The sequence below is a fragment of the Parabacteroides sp. AF19-14 genome (genome assembly GCF_003635485.1).
Classification (GTDB): Bacteria; Bacteroidota; Bacteroidia; order Bacteroidales; family Tannerellaceae; genus Parabacteroides; species Parabacteroides distasonis.
In genome coordinates this window covers 22,494-47,261 of the sequence record NZ_QTMJ01000022.1, presented here as the reverse complement: position 1 = coordinate 47,261, position 24,768 = coordinate 22,494, and the positions used below count along the sequence as shown (strand labels likewise).

General features: G+C 47.8%; 22 protein-coding genes. 13 read left to right on the top strand and 9 right to left on the bottom strand.

Annotated elements, in window-relative coordinates; all coding sequences use genetic code 11:
- Positions 1-25: 25 nt before the first annotated feature.
- Entirely contained in the window at positions 26-346 is a 321-nt protein-coding gene (locus DWX33_RS18085) for a hypothetical protein (protein ID WP_230327978.1), read from the bottom strand.
- A gap of 290 nt (positions 347-636) precedes the next feature.
- Here DWX33_RS18085 and DWX33_RS22940 point away from each other — a divergent pair, with 290 nt between their 5' ends.
- Together DWX33_RS22940 and DWX33_RS18080 are read left to right on the top strand one after the other, a co-directional pair.
- The gene (locus DWX33_RS22940; protein ID WP_233570208.1) at positions 637-1,284 is read left to right on the top strand and encodes a hypothetical protein; all 648 of its coding nucleotides are present in this window, start codon (positions 637-639) and stop codon (positions 1,282-1,284) included.
- Between the two features lie 35 nt (positions 1,285-1,319).
- Positions 1,320-2,810 (top strand): S8 family peptidase, encoded by a 1,491-nt coding sequence (locus DWX33_RS18080; RefSeq protein ID WP_233570207.1) that lies wholly within the window; start codon positions 1,320-1,322, stop codon positions 2,808-2,810.
- Positions 2,811-2,830: 20 nt separating this feature from the next.
- On the opposite strand, the gene DWX33_RS18075 is transcribed toward DWX33_RS18080, so the two are convergent.
- Both DWX33_RS18075 and DWX33_RS18070 read right to left on the bottom strand, forming a co-directional pair.
- Positions 2,831-5,356 carry a carboxypeptidase-like regulatory domain-containing protein gene (locus DWX33_RS18075; RefSeq protein WP_122380815.1) on the bottom strand — a complete coding sequence of 842 codons (2,526 nt, stop codon included), beginning with the start codon at positions 5,354-5,356 and terminating at the stop codon, positions 2,831-2,833.
- On the bottom strand, positions 5,353-6,231 hold the full coding sequence (locus DWX33_RS18070; protein WP_057328602.1) for a GLPGLI family protein: 879 nt from the start codon (positions 6,229-6,231) through the stop codon (positions 5,353-5,355). Before DWX33_RS18070 ends, DWX33_RS18075 begins: the two co-directional genes overlap by 4 nt.
- 160 nt (positions 6,232-6,391) lie before the next feature.
- On the opposite strand from DWX33_RS18070, the gene DWX33_RS18065 reads away from it, so the two are divergent.
- The 6 genes from DWX33_RS18065 to DWX33_RS18040 all read left to right on the top strand — a co-directional run bounded on the left by DWX33_RS18065 (position 6,392) and on the right by DWX33_RS18040 (position 11,820).
- Complete coding sequence (locus DWX33_RS18065) at positions 6,392-7,807, top strand: sensor histidine kinase KdpD (RefSeq protein WP_122380814.1); 1,416 nt, start codon at positions 6,392-6,394, stop codon at positions 7,805-7,807.
- Positions 7,804-8,487, top strand: coding sequence for a response regulator transcription factor (locus tag DWX33_RS18060; protein ID WP_122380813.1), 684 nt, complete (start codon positions 7,804-7,806; stop codon positions 8,485-8,487). Before DWX33_RS18065 ends, DWX33_RS18060 begins: the two co-directional genes overlap by 4 nt.
- Positions 8,488-8,571: 84 nt before the next feature.
- Entirely contained in the window at positions 8,572-9,177 is a 606-nt protein-coding gene (locus DWX33_RS18055; protein ID WP_005860709.1) for a DUF4254 domain-containing protein, read from the top strand.
- Positions 9,177-10,232: a glycosyltransferase family 9 protein gene (locus tag DWX33_RS18050; RefSeq protein WP_122380812.1), complete on the top strand. Its 1,056-nt coding sequence runs from the start codon at positions 9,177-9,179 to the stop codon at positions 10,230-10,232. Before DWX33_RS18055 ends, DWX33_RS18050 begins: the two co-directional genes overlap by 1 nt.
- Positions 10,216-10,950 (top strand): lipopolysaccharide kinase InaA family protein, encoded by a 735-nt coding sequence (locus tag DWX33_RS18045; RefSeq protein WP_122380811.1) that lies wholly within the window; start codon positions 10,216-10,218, stop codon positions 10,948-10,950. Before DWX33_RS18050 ends, DWX33_RS18045 begins: the two co-directional genes overlap by 17 nt.
- Positions 10,951-10,956: 6 nt before the next feature.
- Positions 10,957-11,820 carry a hypothetical protein gene (locus DWX33_RS18040; protein ID WP_122380810.1) on the top strand — a complete coding sequence of 288 codons (864 nt, stop codon included), beginning with the start codon at positions 10,957-10,959 and terminating at the stop codon, positions 11,818-11,820.
- Positions 11,821-11,833: 13 nt separating this feature from the next.
- Here the strand turns inward: DWX33_RS18040 and DWX33_RS18035 are convergent, their stop codons facing one another.
- The 6 genes from DWX33_RS18035 to DWX33_RS18010 are packed head-to-tail and all read right to left on the bottom strand — an operon-like array spanning position 11,834 to position 17,444.
- Complete coding sequence (locus DWX33_RS18035) at positions 11,834-12,898, bottom strand: glycosyltransferase (protein WP_122380809.1); 1,065 nt, start codon at positions 12,896-12,898, stop codon at positions 11,834-11,836.
- Between the two features lie 23 nt (positions 12,899-12,921).
- Entirely contained in the window at positions 12,922-14,055 is a 1,134-nt protein-coding gene (locus DWX33_RS18030; protein ID WP_122380808.1) for a glycosyltransferase family 1 protein, read from the bottom strand.
- A 56-nt stretch (positions 14,056-14,111) separates the two neighbouring features.
- Complete coding sequence (locus tag DWX33_RS18025; protein ID WP_122380807.1) at positions 14,112-14,747, bottom strand: viroplasmin family protein; 636 nt, start codon at positions 14,745-14,747, stop codon at positions 14,112-14,114.
- A complete protein-coding gene (locus tag DWX33_RS18020; RefSeq protein ID WP_009018725.1) occupies positions 14,734-15,531 on the bottom strand; it encodes a polysaccharide deacetylase family protein in 798 nt (265 codons plus the stop codon). The genes DWX33_RS18025 and DWX33_RS18020 overlap by 14 nt, the downstream gene beginning before the upstream one ends.
- 9 nt (positions 15,532-15,540) lie before the next feature.
- A complete protein-coding gene (locus DWX33_RS18015; protein WP_122380806.1) occupies positions 15,541-16,257 on the bottom strand; it encodes a glycosyltransferase family 2 protein in 717 nt (238 codons plus the stop codon).
- Between the two features lie 5 nt (positions 16,258-16,262).
- Positions 16,263-17,444: a glycosyltransferase family 87 protein gene (locus DWX33_RS18010; RefSeq protein WP_122380805.1), complete on the bottom strand. Its 1,182-nt coding sequence runs from the start codon at positions 17,442-17,444 to the stop codon at positions 16,263-16,265.
- A 105-nt stretch (positions 17,445-17,549) separates the two neighbouring features.
- On the opposite strand from DWX33_RS18010, the gene DWX33_RS18005 reads away from it, so the two are divergent.
- From DWX33_RS18005 to DWX33_RS17985, 5 genes are all read left to right on the top strand, one after another.
- The gene (locus DWX33_RS18005; protein ID WP_122380804.1) at positions 17,550-19,610 is read left to right on the top strand and encodes a hypothetical protein; all 2,061 of its coding nucleotides are present in this window, start codon (positions 17,550-17,552) and stop codon (positions 19,608-19,610) included.
- 80 nt (positions 19,611-19,690) lie between these two features.
- Positions 19,691-20,212, top strand: coding sequence for a shikimate kinase (locus tag DWX33_RS18000; RefSeq protein WP_005860724.1), 522 nt, complete (start codon positions 19,691-19,693; stop codon positions 20,210-20,212).
- Between the two features lie 3 nt (positions 20,213-20,215).
- Positions 20,216-21,427 (top strand): alanine dehydrogenase, encoded by a 1,212-nt coding sequence (locus tag DWX33_RS17995; protein WP_005860726.1) that lies wholly within the window; start codon positions 20,216-20,218, stop codon positions 21,425-21,427.
- A gap of 88 nt (positions 21,428-21,515) precedes the next feature.
- Positions 21,516-23,369: a 2-oxoacid:acceptor oxidoreductase subunit alpha gene (locus DWX33_RS17990; RefSeq protein WP_008774335.1), complete on the top strand. Its 1,854-nt coding sequence runs from the start codon at positions 21,516-21,518 to the stop codon at positions 23,367-23,369.
- Between the two features lie 3 nt (positions 23,370-23,372).
- Positions 23,373-24,389 carry a 2-oxoacid:ferredoxin oxidoreductase subunit beta gene (locus DWX33_RS17985; RefSeq protein WP_122380803.1) on the top strand — a complete coding sequence of 339 codons (1,017 nt, stop codon included), beginning with the start codon at positions 23,373-23,375 and terminating at the stop codon, positions 24,387-24,389.
- Positions 24,390-24,768 lie beyond the last annotated feature (379 nt).

Sequence of the window (24,768 nt, the reverse complement as noted above, 5' to 3'; positions counted from 1 at the left end):
ATAAATGACGCGAAATTAGATGAATTTATTGAATAAAAGGGCTTAAAGTAAGTTTTTTGTACGGAATCGGTGTGTGGAATGCGGCTAGAGCGTATTCCAGCGCTTTCTTCTCGTTTTTCAACCGGGCGTATGCCCGTGACCGGATGATATGTGCTTTGTATTCCGGTATGATCCGTAGGTTCTCGGCGCTATCGGCTAGGTTTATCGCTTTTTCGGGGGTTGCGATGATCTGATTGAATATGGATTGGTAAGATAATTTTTCTTGGGGGCGGTTATCTGCGGAAGGGTTTGCCGCTCTCAAGAGTACGATAGAAAAAAAGAATAAAGTTATATATGTTAGTTTCATTCATTTACTTTTTAGCGAACAAAAATATAAATTTTTCTTTGATTTATAAGTGTTTTTTGTGACGATTAGATATGAAAAGGGCCTAGTTTACCTCGAATCCGGATTATATGTCACACTGTTTTTGGACTAAATGTCGTAAGGTAGCGGGGTTTCTTAATGAAAGTCCGCATTTAAAAGCCTTACTTTGTATCACAATAAGACAGATAAAATGGCGCATTTAAAATGTCGTGGCTGGCGTGATGAGACGAGCTTTACGTCTTAATTGAAATATAATGGAAAAGATGGTTAATATGAAGAGAAAATCTATTTTGTTATCGCTGCTTCTAGCGATTTTTGTGGAAGGAGGGATGTTTGCCCAAGAACCTACGTATTCCAAGATGTCTCCCTATACACGTATTCTTTTAGGCAAATTAGCGAAGAAAGATACGGCGAACTCGTTGTTGAGGAGTTCTATCTCGGGAGATTATCTCTCGGCTTTCGTGAAGGTGGCGACGGATGAGGGATGGGCTTCCTTGGATTCGGCCGGGTGCCGTATCCGGACAAGGACGGGAGATATCGCTACGGTGTTGATCCCCCTGTCTGCCGTGGAGTCGGTGTCTGGGCTGGGTTGTATCCAATATGTATCAGCCTCGCAGCCGATGAGGGCCAGTATGGACTCGGCCCGTTACTACTCGGACGTGGCGGATGCCTATGCGGGGACTAAGCTTCCCCAGCCTTATACGGGCAAGGGGGTCATCGTGGGTGTGGTCGATCAGGGATTAGATTTTACTCACCCGAATTTCTATGACAAGGAGGGTAAAGCGTATCGTATCAAACAAGTTTGGGACCAAACGAGTCCTTATAGTAAAGCGGAATACAGGACGGAAGAGGAACTGCTGGATGCGGCTTGCTCGTTTGATTCGGATGTAAATACGCATGGACCCATGTCGCGGGCATAGCTGCCGGAGGAGGGTTTGATACGCCCTACCAAGGTGTGGCCAACGAGAGTGATATGATCTTGGTGGCTACTACCATGCAGAATTCTGATATCGTAGACGGAGTGGACTATATATTCAAGGAGAGCGAGAGACTAGGTAGACCTTGCGTGGTGAATCTTAGTTTAGGGGATGGTATTGGAGGACACGATGGTACTAATTTTATGGATATAATGTTGGACCGAATGGTCGGACCGGGAAAAATCATCACGGTTGCCATGGGAAATTCTAGGGACATGCCAGTATATACCGAACTGATGTCGCCTTCGGATACCTTGCGTACTTTTGTTGGCAGGTCTAATACGGGTCTTTCTTATGGACTGGTGGATATTTGGGCGGACGAGCCCGGGGAACCTTTTTCTGTTTGCCTGGATCTGTATGATCGCGAAAGCGATGAGATATTAAATACTACCGGGTTTTTCGCCTTGGATACAATGCCTAAGTCTTCTGTTTTTACTAGTGAGAGCGTGGATGGCACGTTGGTGTATGAGGCGCAAATGGAATCTGAATTATATGTGTTTAATGGGAGATACCGTCTTTTTATTCAGTTCAATTATCCGGAAGGCACCAAAAATGAAAAGATATTCTTACTTCATGTGGCGACAAATAACACGCCGGTCCGGGCTTGGGGCAACAATGGCGAGAGCTTATTTACGGACTTGGGAAAAGGGTATCCTTATACGGTCGGTACGGGAGATTTCACTGTCGGCTCTCCGGCATCAGCCAAAAACGTGATAGCTGTCGGGGCTTATGCCACTCGTATATGCCCGGTAAATGTAGATGGGGGTACCTCTTATTTGGCAGGTAATAGTTTGGGTGAGTTAACATCATTTTCAAGCGTAGGCCCTACGCTTGATAATCGCATGAAACCAGATATAACAGCACCCGGACTTTGGGTGGCATCCTCCTATAACTCATTCTATCTGGAGGGTGAGATCGGTGAAGGAGCCAAGGCATCACAGGCTCGCTATTCCACTTTCAATGGACATCGATATCCATGGGGGTATATGAGTGGAACCTCGATGGCTTGTCCTTTCGTGACTGGCAGTATCGCTCTCTGGTTACAGGCGAATCCTGCTTTATCCCCGGATGATATCAAGGATGTCTTCTCCCGTACGGCTGTTCAGGATAAACCGCTCTCTTATCCGAACAAGCAATGGGGATGGGGAAAGATAGACGTGTATAAAGGTCTGCTGGATATATTGGGAATCCCTACCTCTACGGAGAACGTATTCGAGGAGGCTCCGCAAGAGGCCGTGTCCGTATATGCTAGCGGTACGAAAGGAAGTTTCCATGTCCGTTGGGCGGAGGTCCCCGGTTCGTTCAGCATCCATGTACATGACGCTTCGGGCCGTCATCTGTATGGTGAGAAGGTAGATTCTCCAGCCTCGGTGGATTACGCTGTTTCCTTGGGAAATGTCCAGCCCGGCGTTTATTTCATACGGATAGATACGGCAGAGGGTACGGTGGAGCGGAAGATACGCCTATAACCCGGACTCGTCTGGATCGTTTATAGCTGGTAGCGGATCGCTACCAGAAACTCCCGGGGACGGATACGTACCCATGAGGTATAGCTTTCCAACGATGCGTATCGCGTGTATCCGTAGGTACGTTTGTCGAACAGGTTTGTCGCCGTGGCGGTGATTTGCAAACGCCGGGATTTCCATAAGACCGAGAAGTCCGCGAAAACGGCGTTGACGGATTGGTCTTCATTCACGTCATTGTGATAATGATCTACGGAAAGGCTTGCCTCTATGGGTGAGAAAATGTAGGAGAGCTGTACTTGTTGGGTGACGTTCCATAAGGGCGCCAAACGGGTACGTTCTCCTATTTTACTTCCTCCGTACCGGATATCGGTTTGGTAACTGGTCTCCCAATGGCGGTTGGGAGTCCAGATCACTTTGGGTTCTAGGCGCATGAGACGATATTGATAGGGAAGCCTTTGTCCCCCGCTGATTTGCTCGGCCTTGCTGATATTGAGGAGCGCCAGGAACGAGGTCTTTAGCCCTAGATCGTAAAAGCCTTTGGATAGCGTGCTTTTGACGGTATAGCCGGAACCGTGGTTGGATAAGGGTAAGGAGACTCGTTGTATCTGTCCATTCTCTATACGTTGCTCGTATATACGATTGTACCACTCCCGATTGTGTGTTAGGTTTACCGTGGCGAAGAATTCCCGCGCCGTATTCTTGTACTCCCCATAAACGGAATAAAGCTGTTGTCTGTAAACCGGGAGGATTCCGCAATTCCAGACGCTATTCCGGTAATCCGTTTGATAAGGCCGGTCGTATAAATCGGTCATCTCTCCGTATCTTTCCTTATAGGAGGCGTGTACCGTGAAACGCCATGCGTAATTCAGTTTGTAGATAATGGACAGGGACGGATTAACCGAGATGCGGGAGAAACCGACCCCTGTATATCCGGTCCATCTGAGAGGGGCGCTGAGGGATAGGGTCCATTTATAGGTATTCCATTGGTAATCGGGTGAGAGATAAGTTTGCAGGCTTTTCTCGATATTGCTGATCTCCCCGTTTATGCCTACTGTATATCGCTGGGTGAGAGAACCGCTCTTTTTCAGGAATGAGAAGGAATTATCGGTATAAAAGTCGCGTAAGTTCATCGGATAAGGGTGGTTATCCAAGCGAAGATCGGCCGCGTTGCTGTGGTAACGGAGCGAAGACTGGGCTTCCAACGTGTATTTGTCCAAGCTCCACAGGGTCCGTAAATTATTATGCAAGTCGAGGTTCGGGGTTTTGATGCGTTGGTCCAATGTTGTACGGCCGGTGGAAATTGTGTTTCCGGTTATATGGGAAAGGCTGGATTGCCAATCTCCGGTGGCTGAGAACTGGTTCTTGAGATACCTTTCCTGCGAGTTGTTTTCCACTCCGATATTTAGGTTGGCTTGATCCGAGCGAATGCGGCTATCGCTTTGCTCAGTTAGATGAATCGTGTCCTCGGATTGGTAATAAGTCGTCTCACTCCCCCTTTCCTGTGTTTGCCGGTCGTGGATATAACCGGCGTTTATACGGAGTTGGGTGTTCTCGTTCAGTTTATATAGGCGATTTGCGGATAGGCTGTGTATATGGTTGAACAGCCAGCGCTCTTTCTTTAGCGGGGCGGAGAATGAGGGCTGTAGCAGAAATTGGGGAACCTTGGGCTCGGATAAACGGGATTCGGGTGATTCGGTAAGCGTATTTTGCTCGCCCGATACATCCTGCCCGGTATTATTCCCTTTATATAGATAAGCGGATTGGCTGCTGCGGCTGATCTGCAAGGCGTCAGCGGCTCCTTTCCATAAGAACGGGGATGCGCCGAGACCGCCTTCGGCATTGATCAGCCAGCGATCCCGGAATTCCGGTCTCAGCTTGAGGTTCAACGCTACGTCTTCGGTCTTGATCTTTCTCTGTAACACACGGATCGGTTGGTGGTTCTCCATCACTTGTACGTTCTGCACGGCGTCGGCTCGCAGGTTCTCGCTGATTTGCTTGTATTTCCCGTTGGTGAGATCCAGTCCCTCCACATAGAAATTACGGATCTCTTTCCCGTTGTAAGAGATCTTCCCCAGATCATCGATATCGATACCTGGAAGTTTCCGTAATACGTCCTTGATGGATTGATCCTTTGGGGAGAGAAAGCGGGTGACATCATAATTGATCGTATCTTGCCGCCCCCAGACACGTCCCGGACGGATTTCCACCTCCTTTAGGCTGAATACCTGCGGCTCCATCTCAAAACGAAGCGTTTGTCCGGCATGTACGGCTTGTTGCTGGGTTTGGTACCCCAAGAGCGAGACGGAGACGAGAAGTGAGTCCGTCCGCTTCGGTTGGGTGAGGATAAAGGTCCCTTCATTATTACTTAACGTATAGTTGATCGGAAGGGAGGCGTTGCCTCTGGTTAATTGCACGGTGGCCGCTTCTACCGGCAGTTGGCTTTCCCTGTCGATCACGATCCCTCGGATGACGGATTGGGCGGCCAATCCTGCCGGGCAGAGCAGCGTAAGTAAACAAAAAGTGTGTATATGCAGTATGATCCGTTTCATCTTTCTTCCCTTTCTATAGGGTTATACGGCATGTTCTTGGGTTGGTAAGGTTTTCCGTTATCGTCGGTGACGGTCACTTTCACCTGTGGCGAGGTCAAGGCGATGTATCCGATAGGATCGGCGGCATATCGTTCGTAAGCCTTTTGCAGGTTCTTGCGGCTGATCGGCTCGAAATCGTTTCCCCCGAAAAGGATCGGGTTCTTACCCCGGCTCAGTTCGATACCCGTGCAGATGAAAGTGTAATGTCCTTGGCTGTCTTGGGCTTTTAGGATCAGGCCCGGTAATCCGCATAATTTCCAAGGACCCTCGCTTTTCGGTATCTCCGGCGTGTACCAAGCCTCATAATGTCTGCCCTTGAAATGACAGGTCGCTTTCCGGCAAGGATAGGACAGGATGGTCATCGTATCGGGCAGTAAGGTCCATTCCGGGCGCTCCTCCTTTTCCTCGCAGCGAAAGCGACTGGCGGCAAGGGCATCCAAGGTCGTGGTCTTTCCCGCCGGATAGTTCTTGTAGACCTGTGCATTGGTCTTGGAGGAATATTGTTGCAGGTGTTCATTGATGACTTCTTGTGAGGCTCCGGCGGCTTTGTCGGCCTCTAGTACGGAATCGGTGAGGAATTTGGCGTAACTATAGTAAACGGAGCATTTATCCCCGACCTTCAGCATGAGGGTCTCTTCCTCTTTCTTGTCGGGTTGGAGCGTGTCCGGCATGGACGTGGTTTGGTATTGTACCGTGAAACGTGTCTCGTCGATGGGCTTGGCTCTTAGTACGTCGTTTAGGTTGAAGATGTTGATTGTCACTTGGGCGTTCGTCTCGTGTCCCGCCCCTGACAGACCTACGCAAAGCAGGCCGATTGTCGCTATGATTCGTTTCATGATCTGTTGGTTTTAGAAGTTATTTGTCGCGAATGTAAGAGAGGAACGTTTGCCGTAAGGAAGATTTTTATTACTGAAATATTACTCCGCTTATAAAAATGGCTACATGTACGTTGTAATCATGGAGTAGCTATCTATCTTTGCCGGAAAGGAATAAGATATGGGAAAGAGGATTCGATGGATATGGGTAATCTCGTTGGCGGCGGCTTTGGCGGCGATCGGGGTACAAGGCTATTGGCTGTTCAATCAGTTCCGGTACGAGATGTGTACTTATGCGGATGAGATCGCCGGTGAGGTATTTCATGCCGGGCAGGAGGAATTTCGTATACGGAAGGAAGAGGCGGAGATGACGAAAGGTACTTATATCATAGAACGCCAGTCGAAATACCAGTCTGGTGATAGCGTGTTAAATGGGTTGAAAAACTCGTTCGGCTTCCAGCTTTATCCCAAGGATACGACAAAGATCCATAGTTTTCGGCTTCATCTGGACCCGAATATGCCGGAAGATAGCTTATTGGTTGGGGTAGATCGTTCGGTCGTGGAGTTCTTTGTGCCTTTCTCCGCGGAGCGTTTGGACTCCATCTTGTCTGCCAGTCTGCCCGGTCTGGATTATCGGGTACGTCCGTTCGTAGCGAGCGATACCTTGTCCGGACAGTCATCGGCCTTATGGTTGCCGTTATCGAAAAACCTGTTTTCAACCTCTATCTCGATATGCTATGTGTTCGCCCCGATCGAGCGAAAGGCGGTGTGGGTGGATGTGGATCTTCCTATGAATCCGTTATTGGGCCGGATGGGATGGCAGCTTTTCCTAAGTATTTTCCTTATCTTGTTATTGCTGGCTTGTTTGGGTCTCCAGATCCGTACGATCTGGGAGCAAATGCGCTTGAACGAGTTGCGTGAGGGATTCGTGCATACGATGATCCATGAGCTGAGGCGACCGGTACAAACCTTGAAGGTATTCGTCTCTTTCTTGAATGACCGGGAGATGCGGATGGATGAGGCCACGACGGAACGGGTCCTTCAAGACTCCATGTTCGAGTTGGATAATCTTTCCGCCTATCTGGGAAAATTGAAAGATATGGTCTGTGCGGACGAGCGGGAGACGCTTCTGAGACCTTCCGCTTTTAATCTCCGTGAGTTGGTGGAGAAGGTGGTACGCCTAACCAATATCCCCGCCGGGAAAAAAGTCTCTTTCTCGACGGCCTTTCCCCCGGATATGCCGGATCTGACGGCCGATCCGGTACATGTGGCGAATGTCTTGTCTAACTTGATAGAGAACGCGATCAAATATTCGGGAGAGGAAGTGGATATCGATATCGTAGTGCTTTGGAATCAGCAAAGGGTGGAATTGACCGTTTCGGATAATGGCTTCGGTATCGCTCCGGATGAGCGGCGAAAGGTGTTCGATAAATTTTACCGTTCGTCTCATCTGCCGGATAAGCAAATTCCGGGTATTGGGTTGGGATTGAGCTACGTTCGCCAAATAGTAGAGGCGCATCATGGCTCTGTATCCCTGCGAAGTGAATTAGGTGAAGGCACTCGAATTACTATAAATCTACCGACTACAGCCTTATGAAATCGACATTGAAAATACTTTTCGCTGACGATGACCTTAAGTATTCCCTCGTCTTGAAGCGATTCTTGGAACGGGAGGGGTATGAGGTGACTTATACCGGCAATGGTACCATGGCTTTGGAGCAATTCCCGGTCGTGAAACCGGATCTGGTCTTGCTGGATATCAACATGCCCGGCTTAAACGGTTTCGAGGTAGCGGAAAAGATCCGTGAGCAAGACCACCATGTCTTGATCTTTTTCCTTTCCGACCGTTCCGATAAGAACGACCGTTTGAAAGGTTTTAGCTTGCGCGGAAACGATTACTTGGCGAAACCCTTCTATCCGGAAGAGCTGATCGCCCGTATCAAGGACCGTTTTGAGATCGGTGTCCATGAAAGCGTGCAGGAGGAGAGCTTCCATTTCGGAAACACGACCTTCAACTATACCACGAATGAGATCCGTACGGGCAATAACAAGGTATTGATCACTTCCCGCCAAGCGGATCTTCTGCGAATCCTGGCGACAAACCTGAATCTGGCGGTGGATCGTGACCTTCTGTTGGAAACCGTCTGGGGAACTAGCTCATACGCCAACTCCCTGGCCTTGAATGTGCAGGTCACCTATCTCCGTAAAGCGCTTCATAACGATCCGTCTACCGGCATCGTATCCTTGCCGAAGAAAGGATATATGCTAAGAGGATAGAATTTATCCGGTAGAATTGGGTTTCTGATCCGTAAGCATTATCTTTGTCCCACAAAGTATTCACAGAAAGAAAATGAATCATATATGAACTTCAGCGAACAATGTTTCCGCATTTTTGAGCAAGCTACGGAGGCTTATCATGTAACTGACAATGTAGATGCTACAGTGCATAATCCCTATGCGGTAAAGAGCATCGAGTTTTATCTTTATCTTAAGAACTGGATCGATGCCGTACAATGGCATTTGGAGGACATTATCCGGAATCCGGAGATCGACCCGGTGGAAGCGCTGGCTATCAAACGCCGCATCGACAAGTCGAATCAAGATCGTACGGATTTGGTAGAGTTGATCGATAGTTTCTTTCTGGATAAATACAAGAACGTGAAAGTCTTGCCGGATGCTACGATCAATACGGAAAGCCCGGCTTGGGCGATCGATCGTCTCTCTATCCTTACGCTAAAGATCTATCATATGCGTGAGGAGGCAAACCGTCCGGATGCTACTGCCGAGCATAAGGCTCGTTGTGAGCAGAAACTGGCGGTGCTGATGGAGCAGAAGAAGGATTTGTCGATGGCTTTGGATCAATTGCTATCCGATATCCGTGACGGTAAGAAATACATGAAGGTCTACAAGCAAATGAAGATGTACAACGACCCGGCCTTGAATCCTGTGTTGTACGGTAAGAAATAATGGCAAATATATTAGTAATACGACTTTCGGCTATTGGGGATGTGGCGATGACCGTTCCCGTTATCTATTCCGCCGCCAAGGCGAATCCTACGGACTCGTTTACCGTGTTGACGCAAGCGTTCTTGATCCCGGTCTTTATCAACCGCCCGAAGAACGTGAACGTGATCGGCATCAATACGAAGAGCACGGAGAAAACGTTGGCGGGATTGCTTCGTTTTGCCTCTGCCTTGGTAAAATATGATTTCGACGTGGTTTTGGATTTGCATGACGTATTGCGGACCATGATCATCCGTACGCTGTTCCGCTTGAACGGCAGACGGGTGTTTGTCGTGGATAAGGCCCGGAAAGATCGTGCCCGGTTGACCGACGCGAAGCATAAACGATTTAAACAACTTCGCCCGGTGATCGAACGTTACGCGGATGTGTTCCGCAACGCCGGGCTTAACTATACGGAATCGTTCACCTCGCTTTACGAGACCTCTATCCCGGATGTATCCGCCTTGGAACCCCTTGCGGGAACGAAGACGGGCAAATGGATCGGTATCGCCCCCTTCGCCAAGCACCGGGGAAAGATTTATCCGACCGGGGAGATGGAGCTGGTCATGGCCGAGCTTTCCGATCGAGAGGATTTTACCATCTTCCTGTTCGGTGGTCGTGGCTACGAGGAGGCGCTCTTGGATCAATGGGCTTTTGAGTATCCCCGGGTAAAAAGCGTGGCGGGCAAGTATTCCTTGGATCAGGAACTGGCCTTGATCAGCCGGTTGGATCTGTTGATTTGCATGGATTCCGCCAATATGCATTTCGCTTCCTTGGTCGGTACACGGGTGCTTTCCGTTTGGGGCGCTACCCATCCCTATGCCGGATTTTACGGATATCATCAGGATCCGGAAGATTGTATCCAGTTGGACTTACCTTGCCGTCCTTGTTCCGTATTCGGCCAAAAGCCCTGCCTGCGGAAGGATTGGGCGTGTATGAAACAGCTCAATCCGGATCTAATCATAAACAAGGTATTAACCTCTTTAAATGAAACGGTTTCGGATGAAGGAGGTCATTAACCCGGCGTACGGGCGATTCGAGGATTTTGTAAGGCGTGTACCTCGTATATTTTCAGAAGAGGGAAAAACGATTTATAAGGCGAGGAATGAGATCAAGGTTTTTGAGGTAGATGGTGTGGAACTGAATGTCAAGCGATATAGAGTCCCCTTCTTGATAAACCGTGTTATTTATCGTTTTTTCCGTCAGCCTAAGGCTGTGCGAGCCTATGAGTACGCTCTGCGATTGGTTGCCAAGGGATTTGAGACACCTGCCCCGATCGCTTATATCCTTTTTAGGAAGAAAGGGTTTTTGGAATATAGTTATTTTATCAGTCTGCAATCTAGATATAAGACATTGTATAAAGTCGGACAGCGTCCGGTAGAGGGGAACGAGGATATTTTTCGTGCGTTAGGTACTTATATGGCAGAGTTGCATGAGGCGGAGGTCTATCATGCCGATTTCTCTCCGGGAAATGTATTGTACGATCGTACGGAGGAAGGGGTTAAGTTCTCCTTGATCGATATAAACCGGATGTATTTCGGGCCTGTCTCGCTCAAACGAGGATGCGCGAATTTCTCCCGCTTGTGGGGACGGGAAGCCGCTTTTCATTTAATGGCGGAGACCTATGCCGAGAGCCGGCATTTTGATAAAGCGGAATGCCTTCGTTGGATATTATACTATCGAAATCGTTTCTGGAAGAAATATGCGTTGAAGCATGAGATTGAATTTGAATTATAGACTTTTATGAAAACACAAATACTCCGGTTCTGTTTAGTTGTTAGTTGTCTTTTGGCCTATGTATCTCCGGTTAAGGCGTTAGAATGGTGGGAAAAGGTAGAGTATCTGACTTACTCGCCCCGTTATTTCGGGCCAAATGCCTTTCCGATTCCCGAGTTGGTAGGAGGAAGCCTGTCCAGCCGTTGGGAAGTGGAGCTTCGGGGGGAATATCATAAGACGCGAGGCGATCAGACGAAAGATATCTTTACCCGTTTGTACATTCCTGTCGTAAAGGGACGTGTAGGAGTGAATGTCAGTTGGGTATTCCAAGAATGGTATGAGATGTCGCCGGAAGTGCGGGATGAGCGTTATGCGGTAGAACTGAAATCCCCGATTGTTTGCCGGGGCGACGTGATCTTTAATTTTTATTTCCAAGCCCTCCGGAGCGAGAAATGGATGGATATCGTGGTAAGCGCCAACCTGAAAACCGCCAGTGGCGGACGCTTGTGCGACGCTCGTTATACGGATGCGGCCTCTTATTGGTTCGACGCCAATCTGGGACGTACGTTGTGGAAGCGGAAAGATGTAAACGCTTCGATCCGTGTGCAAGCTTTAGCGGGTTTTTATTGTTGGATGACTAACGATGTCGTTAATCGTCAGAACGACGCTTTCTGTTATGGGGCAGGTGTGTTAGGGACCTATCGGGGGTTCTCGTTGGATTGTAATTATGCCGGTTTCCGGGGATATCGGGATAATGGAGATAAGCCGATGATTCTACGGACAAAGCTAAATTATGAGCTTAAGAAAAATATCTTGTCCTTCCAATATAAACATGGAATGAAGGACCATCTTTATGATAGCTATTCATTAGCTTATATCCGTTGTTTCTGAATCTGTAAATAATCTATGCTTTCTTGATCGACCTGAATAACGTGGCGAAGCCGTCTGTATAAGCCTTTACGCTGAAATCTTGGATGATATGCTCACGTGAGGCCTTGGCGAACGCTTCCAATCGCTCCGGGTTATCGATAAGCGAGCGGATAGACGCCGCCATTTGTTGAGGAGAAGAAGGCGGCACTAACAATCCGGTGACTCCGTCTATGATTAAGTCTCTTGCTCCCGGTATGTCTGTTACGATACAAGGTACGGAACAAGCCATAGCCTCCCGCACGACTCTTGGGGAGGCATCCCGGTGCGAGGGAAGTATAAACAACTGGGACGTGACCAGAAAAGAGATGGCGTCGGAACGCTGTCCCAGAAAATGAATTTGTGCGCTTACCTTCGACTGTTGGGCTAATTGGAAATCATTTTCCCCATATTCTCCCACGATCGTAAGATGTACCCGTGGATCATCCAATAAGATAAACGCGTCGATCAAATCGGTTAAGCCTTTGAACGGCCTGTTCTTCGTCGCCCCGATATAGATGCAACGAAAGGTGTCGTCCGGAATACCGTCGGCTTGTTTGGGCGTACGGACTGCCTCCTTGATCCAATCGATATCAAATGGCTTTGTGCTGGTCGTTAGCCTTTTTCGTGCGATGAATCGGGAGAGATATTCCTCGATATCTTTGGTCTCGCATACGACATGCTCTACGGCGGGATTTAATATGCCTAGATAATAGGTCGGATCGAACCGCTTCAATTTAGCCTGCGTACCTCGGTATGCGATATTCTTCGCCCGTGTGCCTATGGAGGCGAATAGAGCGTTTGATAAACCGGAACTACTTGGTGAGTAGATAAGGTCGATCCGATAAGTCTTGATGATTTCGCGCAGGGCACGAATAACGTTCCAGTTGAACTTCGAGGTAATGACCGGCAGATCCAAGGGTGTACAATTCCCATAGATCTTTTTGTCGGTATACGATTGGGGGGAAGCGATATAGATGTTGAAGTCCTCAAGCTTGGACAATCCTTCCAGCATTTTGTAGGTCGCTATGTCGGCTTCTTTATAGACTAAAAGTATATTCATTGTGTATGGATAAAATGGGTTTGCTAAGATCGTGAGATATTCTCGTATACTCGCATGAAATGAGCCGCTAATACGTCGGGCATGAATCGCCGTATATTCTCTCGTCCGCCGGAACGCATGGATTCGGCCAGCTTCGGCTCGTTCAATACGGACTCTATCAAGCCGCACAGCTCTTGCTCATTTCTCGGATCGGTATATAGAGCGGACGATCCGCCCGCCTCTTCCAGACAAGAACCGGTAGCCGCTATCACCGGAATACCGGCAAGTTGGGCTTCTAAGATCGGGATACCGAATCCTTCGAAAAACGAGGGATAGACAAATAAGGTCGCCATCTGATAGAAAGCGGCTAATTCGTTAAAAGGTATATGGGTCAAGATACGGATGCGACCGGACAGGTTGTTTTCCCGGATATAGGTCTCTACCGTATCCGTATAAGGCGTATGCTTACCGATAGCGATCACGGAGATATCTTCTTTCAGGGCTTTCAGGGCTTTTACCAGAAGCAACAAATTCTTCCGTTCCTCGATGCTCCCTACATATAATATATAAGGCCCGTTTATCTGATATTTCTCGCGTACGGACGATTTCACGTCTTCTTGAACCGCTTGTCCGAATATCGGGTCACAACCTTGGTAAACCACCTCGATCTTGCTTTCCGGAATGTGGAAGAAGTCCCGGATGTCTCGCATCGTCTGCCTGCTGATCGCTATGATCTTGTCCGATCGTAAACAAGCTTGCTTGAATTTGTAGGTATAGATGGAACGATCGATCGGTTTATAAAGCTGCGGGTAACGCAAGAAGATCAAGTCATGTATCGTTACGACCGCTGGGATTCCGTTCTGTTTTAGATTCATAGGAATCTCATTACTCAAGCCATGGAACAGATCTACGTGTTCTTTTCGAAGCGTAGCCGTTAGGCCCGAGGTACGCCATAAAGACGGAAATAGTTTATCGAACCTGCCTTCCGGATAATGGAATGAGACACTTGGACGCTCCTCGATCCGTTTCCGTAACGCCTCTTTGCCTTTGCCCGGCGTATAGAGTTGATAGATATGCTCCGGGAAAGAAGCGGACAAACTATTCACTACGAACCGGCTATAATTACCCAGTCCGGTAGCGTTATGCGTAATCCGTTTTGCGTCGAAAGCGATCTTCATAGGCTTGAATTCGATATATTGGGCAAATATACGATATAATTTTAATTACCTTTACCTCATTTCCTTCCGAAATCCGCCGGGATCTCCCCCCATACGGATGTTTCCCATTTGAGGATCCGGGTGGTATAGGTATGGGTGTTCAACCATTTCTCGGCCCGCTCGATGAGGTCGAAGATAGGTTCGTTGATCGGTTTACGTGCTAATAAGGTTTTGCATTTCTTTTTCTTGACCCAGCTGATGGCGTTGCGGCTATCCGAATAGATCGGCAGGTCGCTTCCCTTTTGCTGTAGCAAGGCGAGGCCGTGTACTAAGGCGAGGAATTCCCCGACATTGTTCGTGCCCTCCTTCAGCGGGCCGATATGGAAGATCTCTTGCCCGGTAGCGGTATAAACGCCTCTGTACTCCATATCCCCGGGATTACCGCTACAGGCGGCGTCTACGGCAAGACTCTCATTGATCGGGTTTCCGATCGGGGCTTCCGGCGCGAGGCGGGCCACGGCTTTCGGGGAAGAGGCGGTCTTTAGGTAATGGGTATAGCCGGCCTCGAAGGCTTTGGCGGCTTCCTCCCGGTTCTCGAAGGATTTATATTTGGCTCCCTCTTGTCCGTCTACCTGTGCCTTGCATTCCGCCCAGTTATCATAGATTCCCGGGTTCAACCCTTTCCATACGACATAAAACTTATTCTTGGCCATGACTCTTACTCAAGATTTCTTGTGAGAATTGCGTATAGGTACCAAACGGCGCTCTTTTATCCTTGAAGAAACGGATCAAGGCGTCCAGCCTTCTTTCCATGCCGCAACCGGAATGGTTGGTCATGATAAACGGTAACTTTAGCTCTTTCCGATCACTTAAGGAGGTGAACTCCCACGGATGGAAATAGGTTAGGAAATAACCGTCCTCTTTCCAAGTCCAAAGCGCTAACTTACGGTACAAGGTGGCCGGAAGGTTATGGTAAGCCAGCCAAAATAAGGGGAAACGGACGATCGGGGTCACCGAGGCGGGCAGTTGCAATACGCCATCTTTCATGAAATAGGTGCGGGGCTGCCCCAGATGATTGTAACGGCCGGGAATACAAGTCGGGTTCAAGGACGAGTTGTATAAGTAACCGGCCTTATGTATCTCTTCTTCTTCGACGGGCATCATGCGGGCCATACGGAAACCGTTCACCGGTTGTCCGGTCAGTTCCTCCAACGCCTCTTTGGACTTGCGTAGATCGGCGGTCTCGAACGACGAGTGATAAAAACCATGCGAAGCGATCTCATGTCCACCCTTTTGGATGTCCAAGATCAAATCCTTTGCGTGAAGGGCGAAGTTCGCCGTGCAAAAGAAAGTCGCTTTTACCCGGTGACGGGCCAGACATGCCAGTATCTTCCGGGTTCCTTCTACGGAAGTACGCATTTGTTCCTCGAACGGCAATTCCACGCCGTGTTCCAATGGAGCGTCAAACTCCTCGATATCAAAACTAAGTAATATCATGTATGTCAATTAATCTCTATGAAATAAGATGGATAAGAAGTTCAACGCTTCCCGCCGCAGGACCTTGAATCCCATATCGGATACCGCCAGTCCTTCTTTGATGTTCGCGTTGATCGTCCGTAAGTTTATCTCTTTCCGGCGACTTGCCTTATAGATAAATTCCGTATCGAATAGGAAGCTATTGATACGGGTCGTTAGGAATATCGCCTGTCCCGCTTGGCTGAATCCCTTCATGCCCCCTTGCGTATCCTTGATCTTGATCCGCAAGACCCATGTATTGCATATGTGGGACAGTTTGGATAACATTTGCCGGAAAGGAGGTAGATTATCCTGATAACTTTTGCCGCGGGTAGCCACGACTACGTCCGCTCCTCCTAGCAACGCCTCGACCATCCTGCCGAATGAGTCGTTTGTATATGGAAAATCGTAGTCTGTATAAATAATGTAAGGAGAGGTACATCGCTTTACCGCCTCTCGCAAGGCATATCCTTTTCCCCGGTTGGGCTTATAGTCCACGACGCAGACATCCGGTATCAATTGCCGGAGGCGGTCGATCGTTTCCGGCTCGTATCCCCGTCTCGAACCATCACTGACAATAAAAAGGTGGAAACGTACCGGGCTGAATAATCGCTCCACTTTGCGGAAATGGGTGGCTACTCGTTCCTCCCAGCCCGAAGGCGGGTTGTAACAAGGTAATACCAAATCTATGTCTGCTCGTGCGTTCATTCTATTTATACCTTTACCGGATTATAATTCCTCGTACACATCTCAAATGTCAGCTTTAGCCAGATCAGCATACAAGGCAACGCTTTTAACGCATACGGGTATACATAATGCACTCGTATGTATTTCGGGAAAAGATCGGACGGAGACATGCTGGTCAATATAAAGGCGAAGACCATCAAGACAATATCCAATGTCGAACGTTTCCACGGTACAGCCGTATACCAAATAGCGACTCCGATAAACGCTATGATATAGGTACTGGACTCGCTACCCGTGCTGAACAGTACGACAAACATCAACACCGAGGCCAATAACGTTTTCCGGAAAGCCTCATATTTATATTGACTGATGCGTAGATAAGGCAGGCCGAATAATATTAATCCCCCTATTATCAGATAAATGTCCGAGTAACTGACCGATCCCGATATCTTACGAACCATTCCCAAGAAGGAAATGTTCTGCATGAGCGCGAATAAGTTCTCCGAATTTTTTCCGGATAAGTCCTCGAACCAACCGGTATATTGGGACATTATATAATCCGGCCCGGACAATATCATCGGGGCTACGACCATGACGACCGCCCATCCTACGCAAGATAGGCTGAACTTCATCTTATGGCGAGAGAAAAAGAAGAACGCCAATCCCGTGATCCCATACAATTTAGTAAAGGTACCCAACATGATCACGAAAGCGGCCCATACGTCTTTCTCTTTCTCTATCAATACGTAAGCGAGGACAATGATAGCGGCGATACTGATATTGAATTGCGACATGAAAAGCGAGGTAAGCAACTCGTGGGCACAAAACCAATAGATAAAGATGCGTTCCCGCTTGGTCCCCGGTAGCATCTTGACCGCCCAGAATAAAAAAAGGCTTTGCGCCACCGACCAAGTAAGCAGTCCTAACCATAACGGTGTAATGGCGAACGGAGCTACTACCAAGCTAAATACCGGCCCGTAGTGAAAAATATCGTTGTATTCTTCCGGATAGGCGGCATAGAGCGGTAACTCATTCAACGTATGCCAAAAGGATTGCCTGAAGATCGAGAAGTTGTTATATTTCCCGGGGAAATACTTGGTAATCCATGCGATAACCCCCAGCAATGCCCATAGCCCCATTAAGGTACTATATTTGCTGAAAAATGGCTTATGGATAATTGTATTGAACTTATCTATAAATTTCATCATCGAATCTACATCTGTCTACGGGGCAAAATTACATAAAAACGGTGACTTTTATGCGAGTTAAATAAAAATACTATTTTTGCGTCCAAAACTGGTAAGAGATTATTTATGAATGAAATGTTGAGATACACGATCATTCGTGTCATTCTGTTTGTAATGGGAGGCTTTCTTGTTCTCGGATGTTCGGATGAAGATGATGTGGATAATAGTGGAGGAACGAGTAAATATGGTTTAATACGGATGGCGGAGGAGGATTATGATTCGTCGAATACTTCTTATATCCTTCAGGATGAGGAACCGGACGAGGTTCTTTTCGATTCGTCGCAGCGAAAATTCAAGGTGAATGAACCTTTGCAGGTGTCGGTTACCGAGCAGAATGAGCTGATGCTTCGTTTCTATTCACCCAGGGCTATACATAACGTGATCGTATGGGCGACGATTGAAGGCTATGAGGACGAGGTACGGTTTGCGGAGTTTACTACGGTTTTACCTTTTCAGGAGTTTAAAATGAAGTTGCCTTTTCTGGAACAGGCGAAGGTTTATTATACGCGTTCCGGCGAGGAGGTTACCATAGAAGCCTATCCGGATATGGCGGCCGAGAATATAAGTTTGCGGATTGAATGTGGAGATCCGGTATATCAAGGAATGATTAACGTGAAACCAAAGTGGAATATTTGGTTTGGTAAGTATTCCGGTTCAAACTGGGGTAACTTCAGGCCACATCTGGCTCGTGAGGCGGTTGCCCTTTCCTTGAATATGGCGGCGATGTTTTCTTCCTCGCTTTTTGACGAGGAACTGGAGAAGTGGCGTGGTAAGCTGATAAATAACGAGCAAATCGTGGATATAGATGTATTGAAGAAAAAGATCTTGAATCATGGCGGATTGTGTTATGGGCGTGTGGTGAATGTTGTCGGCCTGGGCGGGGGAAATACCTTTGGATTAGGTGAATATGTCTATCTTACCCATTATGCGGATGATGCCAACGGGACTGATGTGCCGTATCATGAGCTGGCGCACTGCTTGGGATATGGGCATAGTGGGAATATGACGTATTATCCGGCGGAAGGAGGCTTCCCTACGATTTGTATGAAGGTTTACTCACAGCTTTCCGTGAGTAAGAAATTGCCGATTTATTCCCGCCGTTTCTTGCATACTCGGAGGAATAAGAACTTGGTAGAGAACAAAAGCGTGTATACCTCCTCGAAATACATTATCGATGATCCGGAACTGGATGCCATAGATGGTGGGCTTGGGCTTGCTCCGATGGAGACGGATAGAGCCGGCGATGAGGGTCCTTCTCTCTCATTTATACTTTCTGCCTTGGATATTCCCGGTGCCACTGTGGAAACTTTTCATCCGAAAGCGGTCTATCTTTATGGGAATACGCTATATGTAGTAAATGATGCTCCGGGACATTATAGTTTGGAGGTTTTTGATGTATCTTCCGGTAATGTACATCATGTGAAAAGTATGGTTGAGTGGATGAATGGAGATAAGAAAGAGACTTTTGCGGGGGAGCCAAACGGTGTGACTCGCTCGTATGGGAAAATATATGTCACGAATGCGGGAAGCCGTACGGATGTGTTCGATGCTGAAACATATGAGTTCATTACTTGTATCGGTACGGGTACTTGGGGTGAGGGTGGTTATCAGACCGTTCACGCATTTGATGTCACGGCTAGTCAAGGAGCTGTTTTTATTCGGGATAAACGCAAGTTAGTAGTTGTCTTGGAGCAAGATGTACAGCCCGGTTCCGCTACTCGAGTACCTATATATAGTCGTAGCGTGAATTTGCAAGAGGCAATGGGTACTTATGCGGTAGCGGCACGGAGTGATGGCTTTTTGTATGTGACGGCTCAGAATAAAAATATGATCTATTTATTCGATCCTGCGGACATTCGGGTAGGGAACGTGGGTTTCGAGCCGTATCTGGTGGCATTGGGATTTGAAAAGTCTCCCCAGTCGATAGCGTTTGTAGGGGATCGTTTGTTTGTTACGCTTCGTGTCGATGATAAACGGTCGGAGCTATGGGAGATCAGCCCTAAGAACGGAAAATTATTGCAGGACTTTACAGATTCGATGGTCTATCCCGAGAAAATAGCCGGTGCTCGTCATACTTTATTAGTAGTGGATCGTGCGACCCAGACCGTAAAAGCCATTGGCCTATGATTTTTTTATTGATTCTTAGGAATAAAGAAGATAGAGTTCCCGGAAAAAGTTTACATTTGCGAAAACTATTATAATAATGTATGAAACGTGTTTTTTTGGTCGGATATATGGGAGCGGGCAAGACAACGGTGGGAAAGGAGCTTGCCAAGCTCGCCGGTCTTTCGTTCATAGATCTTGATTACTATATCGAAGGGCGTTATCATAAGGCCGTTTCGCAGATATTCGCCGAGAGAGGGGAGGAGGCTTTCCGAGAGATAGAACGGAATATGCTTCACGAGGTCGCTGAGTTTGAGGACGTGCTGATCTCCACGGGAGGAGGCGCTCCTTGTTTTTTCGATAACATGGAGTTTATGAACGCTTCTGGCACGACGGTTTACTTGAAGGTGTCAGTCGAGGAGCTGGCGAAGCGTCTGGAGTTGTGCAAACATACCCGTCCGGTGTTGAAAGGACGTTCCGGGGAGGAACTGAGGGCGTTTATCGCCGAGAGTCTGGAGAAAAGGAATCCGTTTTATACGAAGGCGTCCATAACGTTTGATGCCGAGAAGATGTTAACAGAATCTGATGTACATGACATATCGAACGCGTTAATGAAAATCCTATAGCATATGGAAGCGAACGACGGCCGGCAGGCACAGGGGGCCTATATCCCGCAGGAATTATTGAAAGAGATCAGCAAGGTGAATAACCGTTTGCTTATCGGTATTCCTCGTGAACGATGCGAGGCGGAAAAACGTTTGCCGTTGACTCCGGAGGCGGTGGATATGCTGACCGATTGCGGTCACCGGGTGCTGGTGGAAAGTGGCGCCGGATTAGGCATCAACTATTCCGATAATCATTTCTCGGAGGCGGGGGCGGAGATCGTCGATACGCCCGCGGAAGTTTTCCAAGCGGATCTGATCTTGAAGATATTGCCTCCGTTGCCGGTGGAAATCGCGCTTATGAGACCTCGCACGACCGTTTTCTCATTGGTGCAGTTTAATTTATTCGCTCAGGAGGCTTTCGAGTTGATGATGGCGAAACGGATTACCGCTATCTCTTATGAGTTGATGGCGGATGAATATAATCGTTTCCCGGTGCTGAATGTCACTTCCGAGATCGAGGGGGCGGCTTCCATAACGATCGCTTCCGAGTTGTTGAGCAATACCCAAGGAGGTAAAGGGATCTTATTAGGCGGTATCCCGGGTGTATCCCCTACGGAAGTGGTGATCATCGGGGCCGGAAACGCCGGGACCGTGGCCGCGCGTGCTGCGTTAGCCTTGGGAGCATCCGTGAAAGTATTCGATGATGATATCAATAAATTGCGTATAATACAACAGGTCTTGGGACAAGGGCTTTTTACTTCCACGTTCCATCCGAATGTGCTGCATAACGCATTTCGTAGCGCTGACGTGGTGATCGGGGCGATGCGTTATATTAATACGAGACATCGCTATATTATCGCTACGGACTTGGTGCGTACGATGAAAAAGGGAGCTTTGGTGATCGATCTGAGGGTAAGCCAAGGCGGTTGCTTTGAGACGACATGCTGCTTGTCGAGGGAAGATCCTGCGGTGTTCGAGCAATATGGGGTATTACATTATTGTAAACTGAATATCAGCAACCGGGTGGCTCGTACTACCTCGATGGCTTATAGTAATATATTCGTGCCTTTATTATTGTCGTTGGGCGACGCCGGTTCCGTGCAAGGAATGATCAAATCGGATAAGGGCTTTAGGGCGGGAGTATATATGTATTACGGGAAGACAGTGAATAGTTATGTGTCTAATCATTTTAATCTATCATCTAATAATCTTGATCTATACCTCTCTGCTTTTTGATGCGGAAAAGTTTTGAACTCGCAAAGTTTATGCTTTACTTTGCGGACGATCTAAATACCAATAAGCGATAAAGCTAATAAAGTATATTATGGCAGAACAGACAAAAGTTAAGACGCTGGAGAAGGTTGTAATTCGTTTCTCGGGAGACTCGGGAGATGGCATGCAGTTAACCGGTACAATCTTTTCAAACCTGTCCGCGGTTTTCGGGAACGAGATTTCTACATTCCCAGACTATCCGGCAGAAGTACGTGCTCCACAAGGAACACTAAGTGGTGTATCTGGATTCCAAGTGCACTTGGGATCGCGCAAAATCTTCACACCCGGTGATAAGGCCGACGTATTGGTGGCCATGAATCCCGCCGCGCTAAAGGTGAACGTAAAACACCTAAAACCCAATGCGATTGTTTTAATCGACACGGACTCTTTCAAGAAAAGTGATTTGGATAAGGCCTTGTTTACGACCGATGATCCGTTTACTGAGCTGGGATTGACTGGCGTGCAGGTTGTTGCCGCTCCGATCTCTACGATGGTAAAAGACGGATTGGTTGAGTTTGGCTTGGACAATAAATCGGCTCTTCGCTGTAAGAATATGTTCGCCTTAGGACTTGTTTGCTGGTTGTTCGAGCGTCCGCTGGAGGAGGCTATGCACATGTTGCAGAATAAGTTCGCTAAGAAACCGGTTATCGCCCAAGCTAATATCAAGGCTTTGACGGACGGTTATAATTATGGTAATAACATCCATGCCTCGGTTTCTACGTATCGTATCGAGAGTAAGAAAGCCGAGCCCGGATTCTATACGGACGTGAATGGTAATAAGGCTACTTCCTATGGTTTGATAGCCGCTGCCGAGAAAGCTGGTTTGCAGTTGTTCTTGGGTAGTTACCCGATCACTCCGGCTACTGATATTTTACATGAATTATCTAAACGTAAGGATTTAGGCGTTATCACGGTTCAGGCCGAGGATGAGATCGCCGGTATCTGTACTTCTATCGGAGCTAGTTTCGCCGGTTGCTTGGCGGCTACGTCTACTTCCGGACCAGGTCTTGCCTTGAAGAGCGAGGCGATCGGTTTGGCTGTAATTGCCGAGTTGCCTTTGGTGATTATCGATGTTCAGCGTGGCGGTCCTTCTACGGGTATGCCGACGAAGAGCGAGCAAACGGACTTGATGCAAGCGCTGTATGGCCGTAACGGTGAGAGCCCTGTAGTGGTAGTCGCCGCTTCTACGCCGACCGACTGTTTCGATGCTGCTTTCTGGGCTAGTAAGTTGGCCGTGGAGCATATGACTCCGGTTATCTTGTTGACCGATGCCTTTATCGCTAATGGTTCTTCCGCTTGGAGAATTCCGGAAATGGATAAATATCCGGAGATTAAGCCGAATTACGTAGCTAATTATCAAGACGAGAAAGTTTGGAAGGCGTATCGTCGTAACAAGGAAAGCTTGGTTCGTTATTGGGCGATTCCGGGAACGGAAGGTTTCGCTCATCGTCTGGGCGGTCTGGAGAAAGACTACGAGACGAGCGCTATCTCTACCGATCCGGCTAACCACCAGAAGATGGTGACGACCCGTCAGGCTAAGATCGATAAGATCGCCGACTATATCCCCGAACTGGAAGTGATCGGAGATGAGGACGCTGATTTATTGATCGTTGGTTGGGGTGGAACCTACGGACACCTTTACGAGACGATGGAGACGATGCAGGAGAATGGCAAGAAGGTGGCTTTCGCTCACTTCAAGTTTATCAACCCGCTGCCTAAGAATACGGCTGAGGTTCTTTCTAAGTATAAGAAAGTGGTGGTGGCTGAGCAAAATAACGGCCAGTTCGCTAACTATTTACGTGGAAAGGTACCCGGATTTAACCCGTATCGCTTCAATCGTGTAAAGGGACAACCTTTTGTCGTTGCGAGATTAGTTGAGGAATTCACTAAAATATTGGAGGCTTAAAAGATGACAACAGAAGAAACTAAATTTCAACCGAAAGATTATAAAAGCGACCAGTACGTACGTTGGTGCCCGGGTTGTGGCGACCATGCGGTACTGAATTGCCTGCATAAGGCTATGGCCGAGGTAGGAGTGGCTCCTCACAATATGGCAGTTATCTCAGGTATCGGCTGTTCTTCCCGCTTACCTTATTATATGAATACGTATGGCTTCCATACGATCCATGGTCGTGGAGCGGCTATCGCTACCGGCGTAAAGACGGCTCGCCCGGACTTGAGCGTATGGTTGATTACGGGTGATGGCGACTGCTTGGCTATCGGCGGTAATCATTTTATCCACGCTGTCCGTCGTAATATCGACTTGAATATCGTTCTTTTCAACAATAAGATCTATGGTTTGACGAAGGGACAGTATTCCCCGACATCCGACCGTGGTTTCGTATCCAAGAGCTCTCCTTATGGGACGGTGGAAGATCCGTTTGTGCCGGCTGAGTTGGCATTGGGTGCCCGTGGCAATTTCTTCGCCCGTACGATTGACGTGGATTTGAAGAATACGACCGAGGTATTGACGGCTTCCGCCCGTCATAAAGGCGCTTCCGTTACGGAAGTGTTGGTAAACTGCGTGATCTTTAATGATGGTATCCATAAGGGGATCGTTGATAAGGCATACCGTGCGGATCGTACGATTTTCCTTCGCCATGGCGAGAAAATGGTTTACGGCGCTAACATGGATAAAGGCCTTGTGCTAGACGGCCTAAAACTGAAATCCGTAACGATCGGACAAGATGGTTATACGATGGATGACGTATTGGTACACGACGCCCATGAGAAGGATAACACCTTGCATATGATGCTTGCCATGATGAGCGGTGATATGCCAATCGCATTAGGCGTAATACGAGATGTGGAGGGACCGACCTATGATGAGGCTGTCCACCAGCAAATCGAGGAGGTACAAGCGAAGAATCCTACACGTAAATTACACGACCTTTTGATGAAAGGTGAGATTTGGGAGGTAAAGTAATATATTTCTGATCGGATATAAGAGAAGGCGCAAGATATTTATCCTGCGCCTTTCTTATATTTATACGCTGGATTTGTTTGTGTGGAAAAAAGTATATATCTTTGTTTCAGTCACAATAAAAGCGAATACCTATGATGACGACTTCGGAAATAGTTGAGATGCTAGCTAAAAGTATATGATTTGTAAACTCCATATTACAAATAGACTAAGGGTTTTGTTAATTGCATGGAAAAGAGTAATTATTACTGAAAAATTTCCTTAATAAGCTGTGTACGATAAAAAAAAATATTACTTTTGTACCGCGGTTAACAAGGTGGAGTCGCAGCAAGCTCCAAAAGGTCGGAAAGCCTCACCGTATCGAACTAGAGTAGAGAGAAAA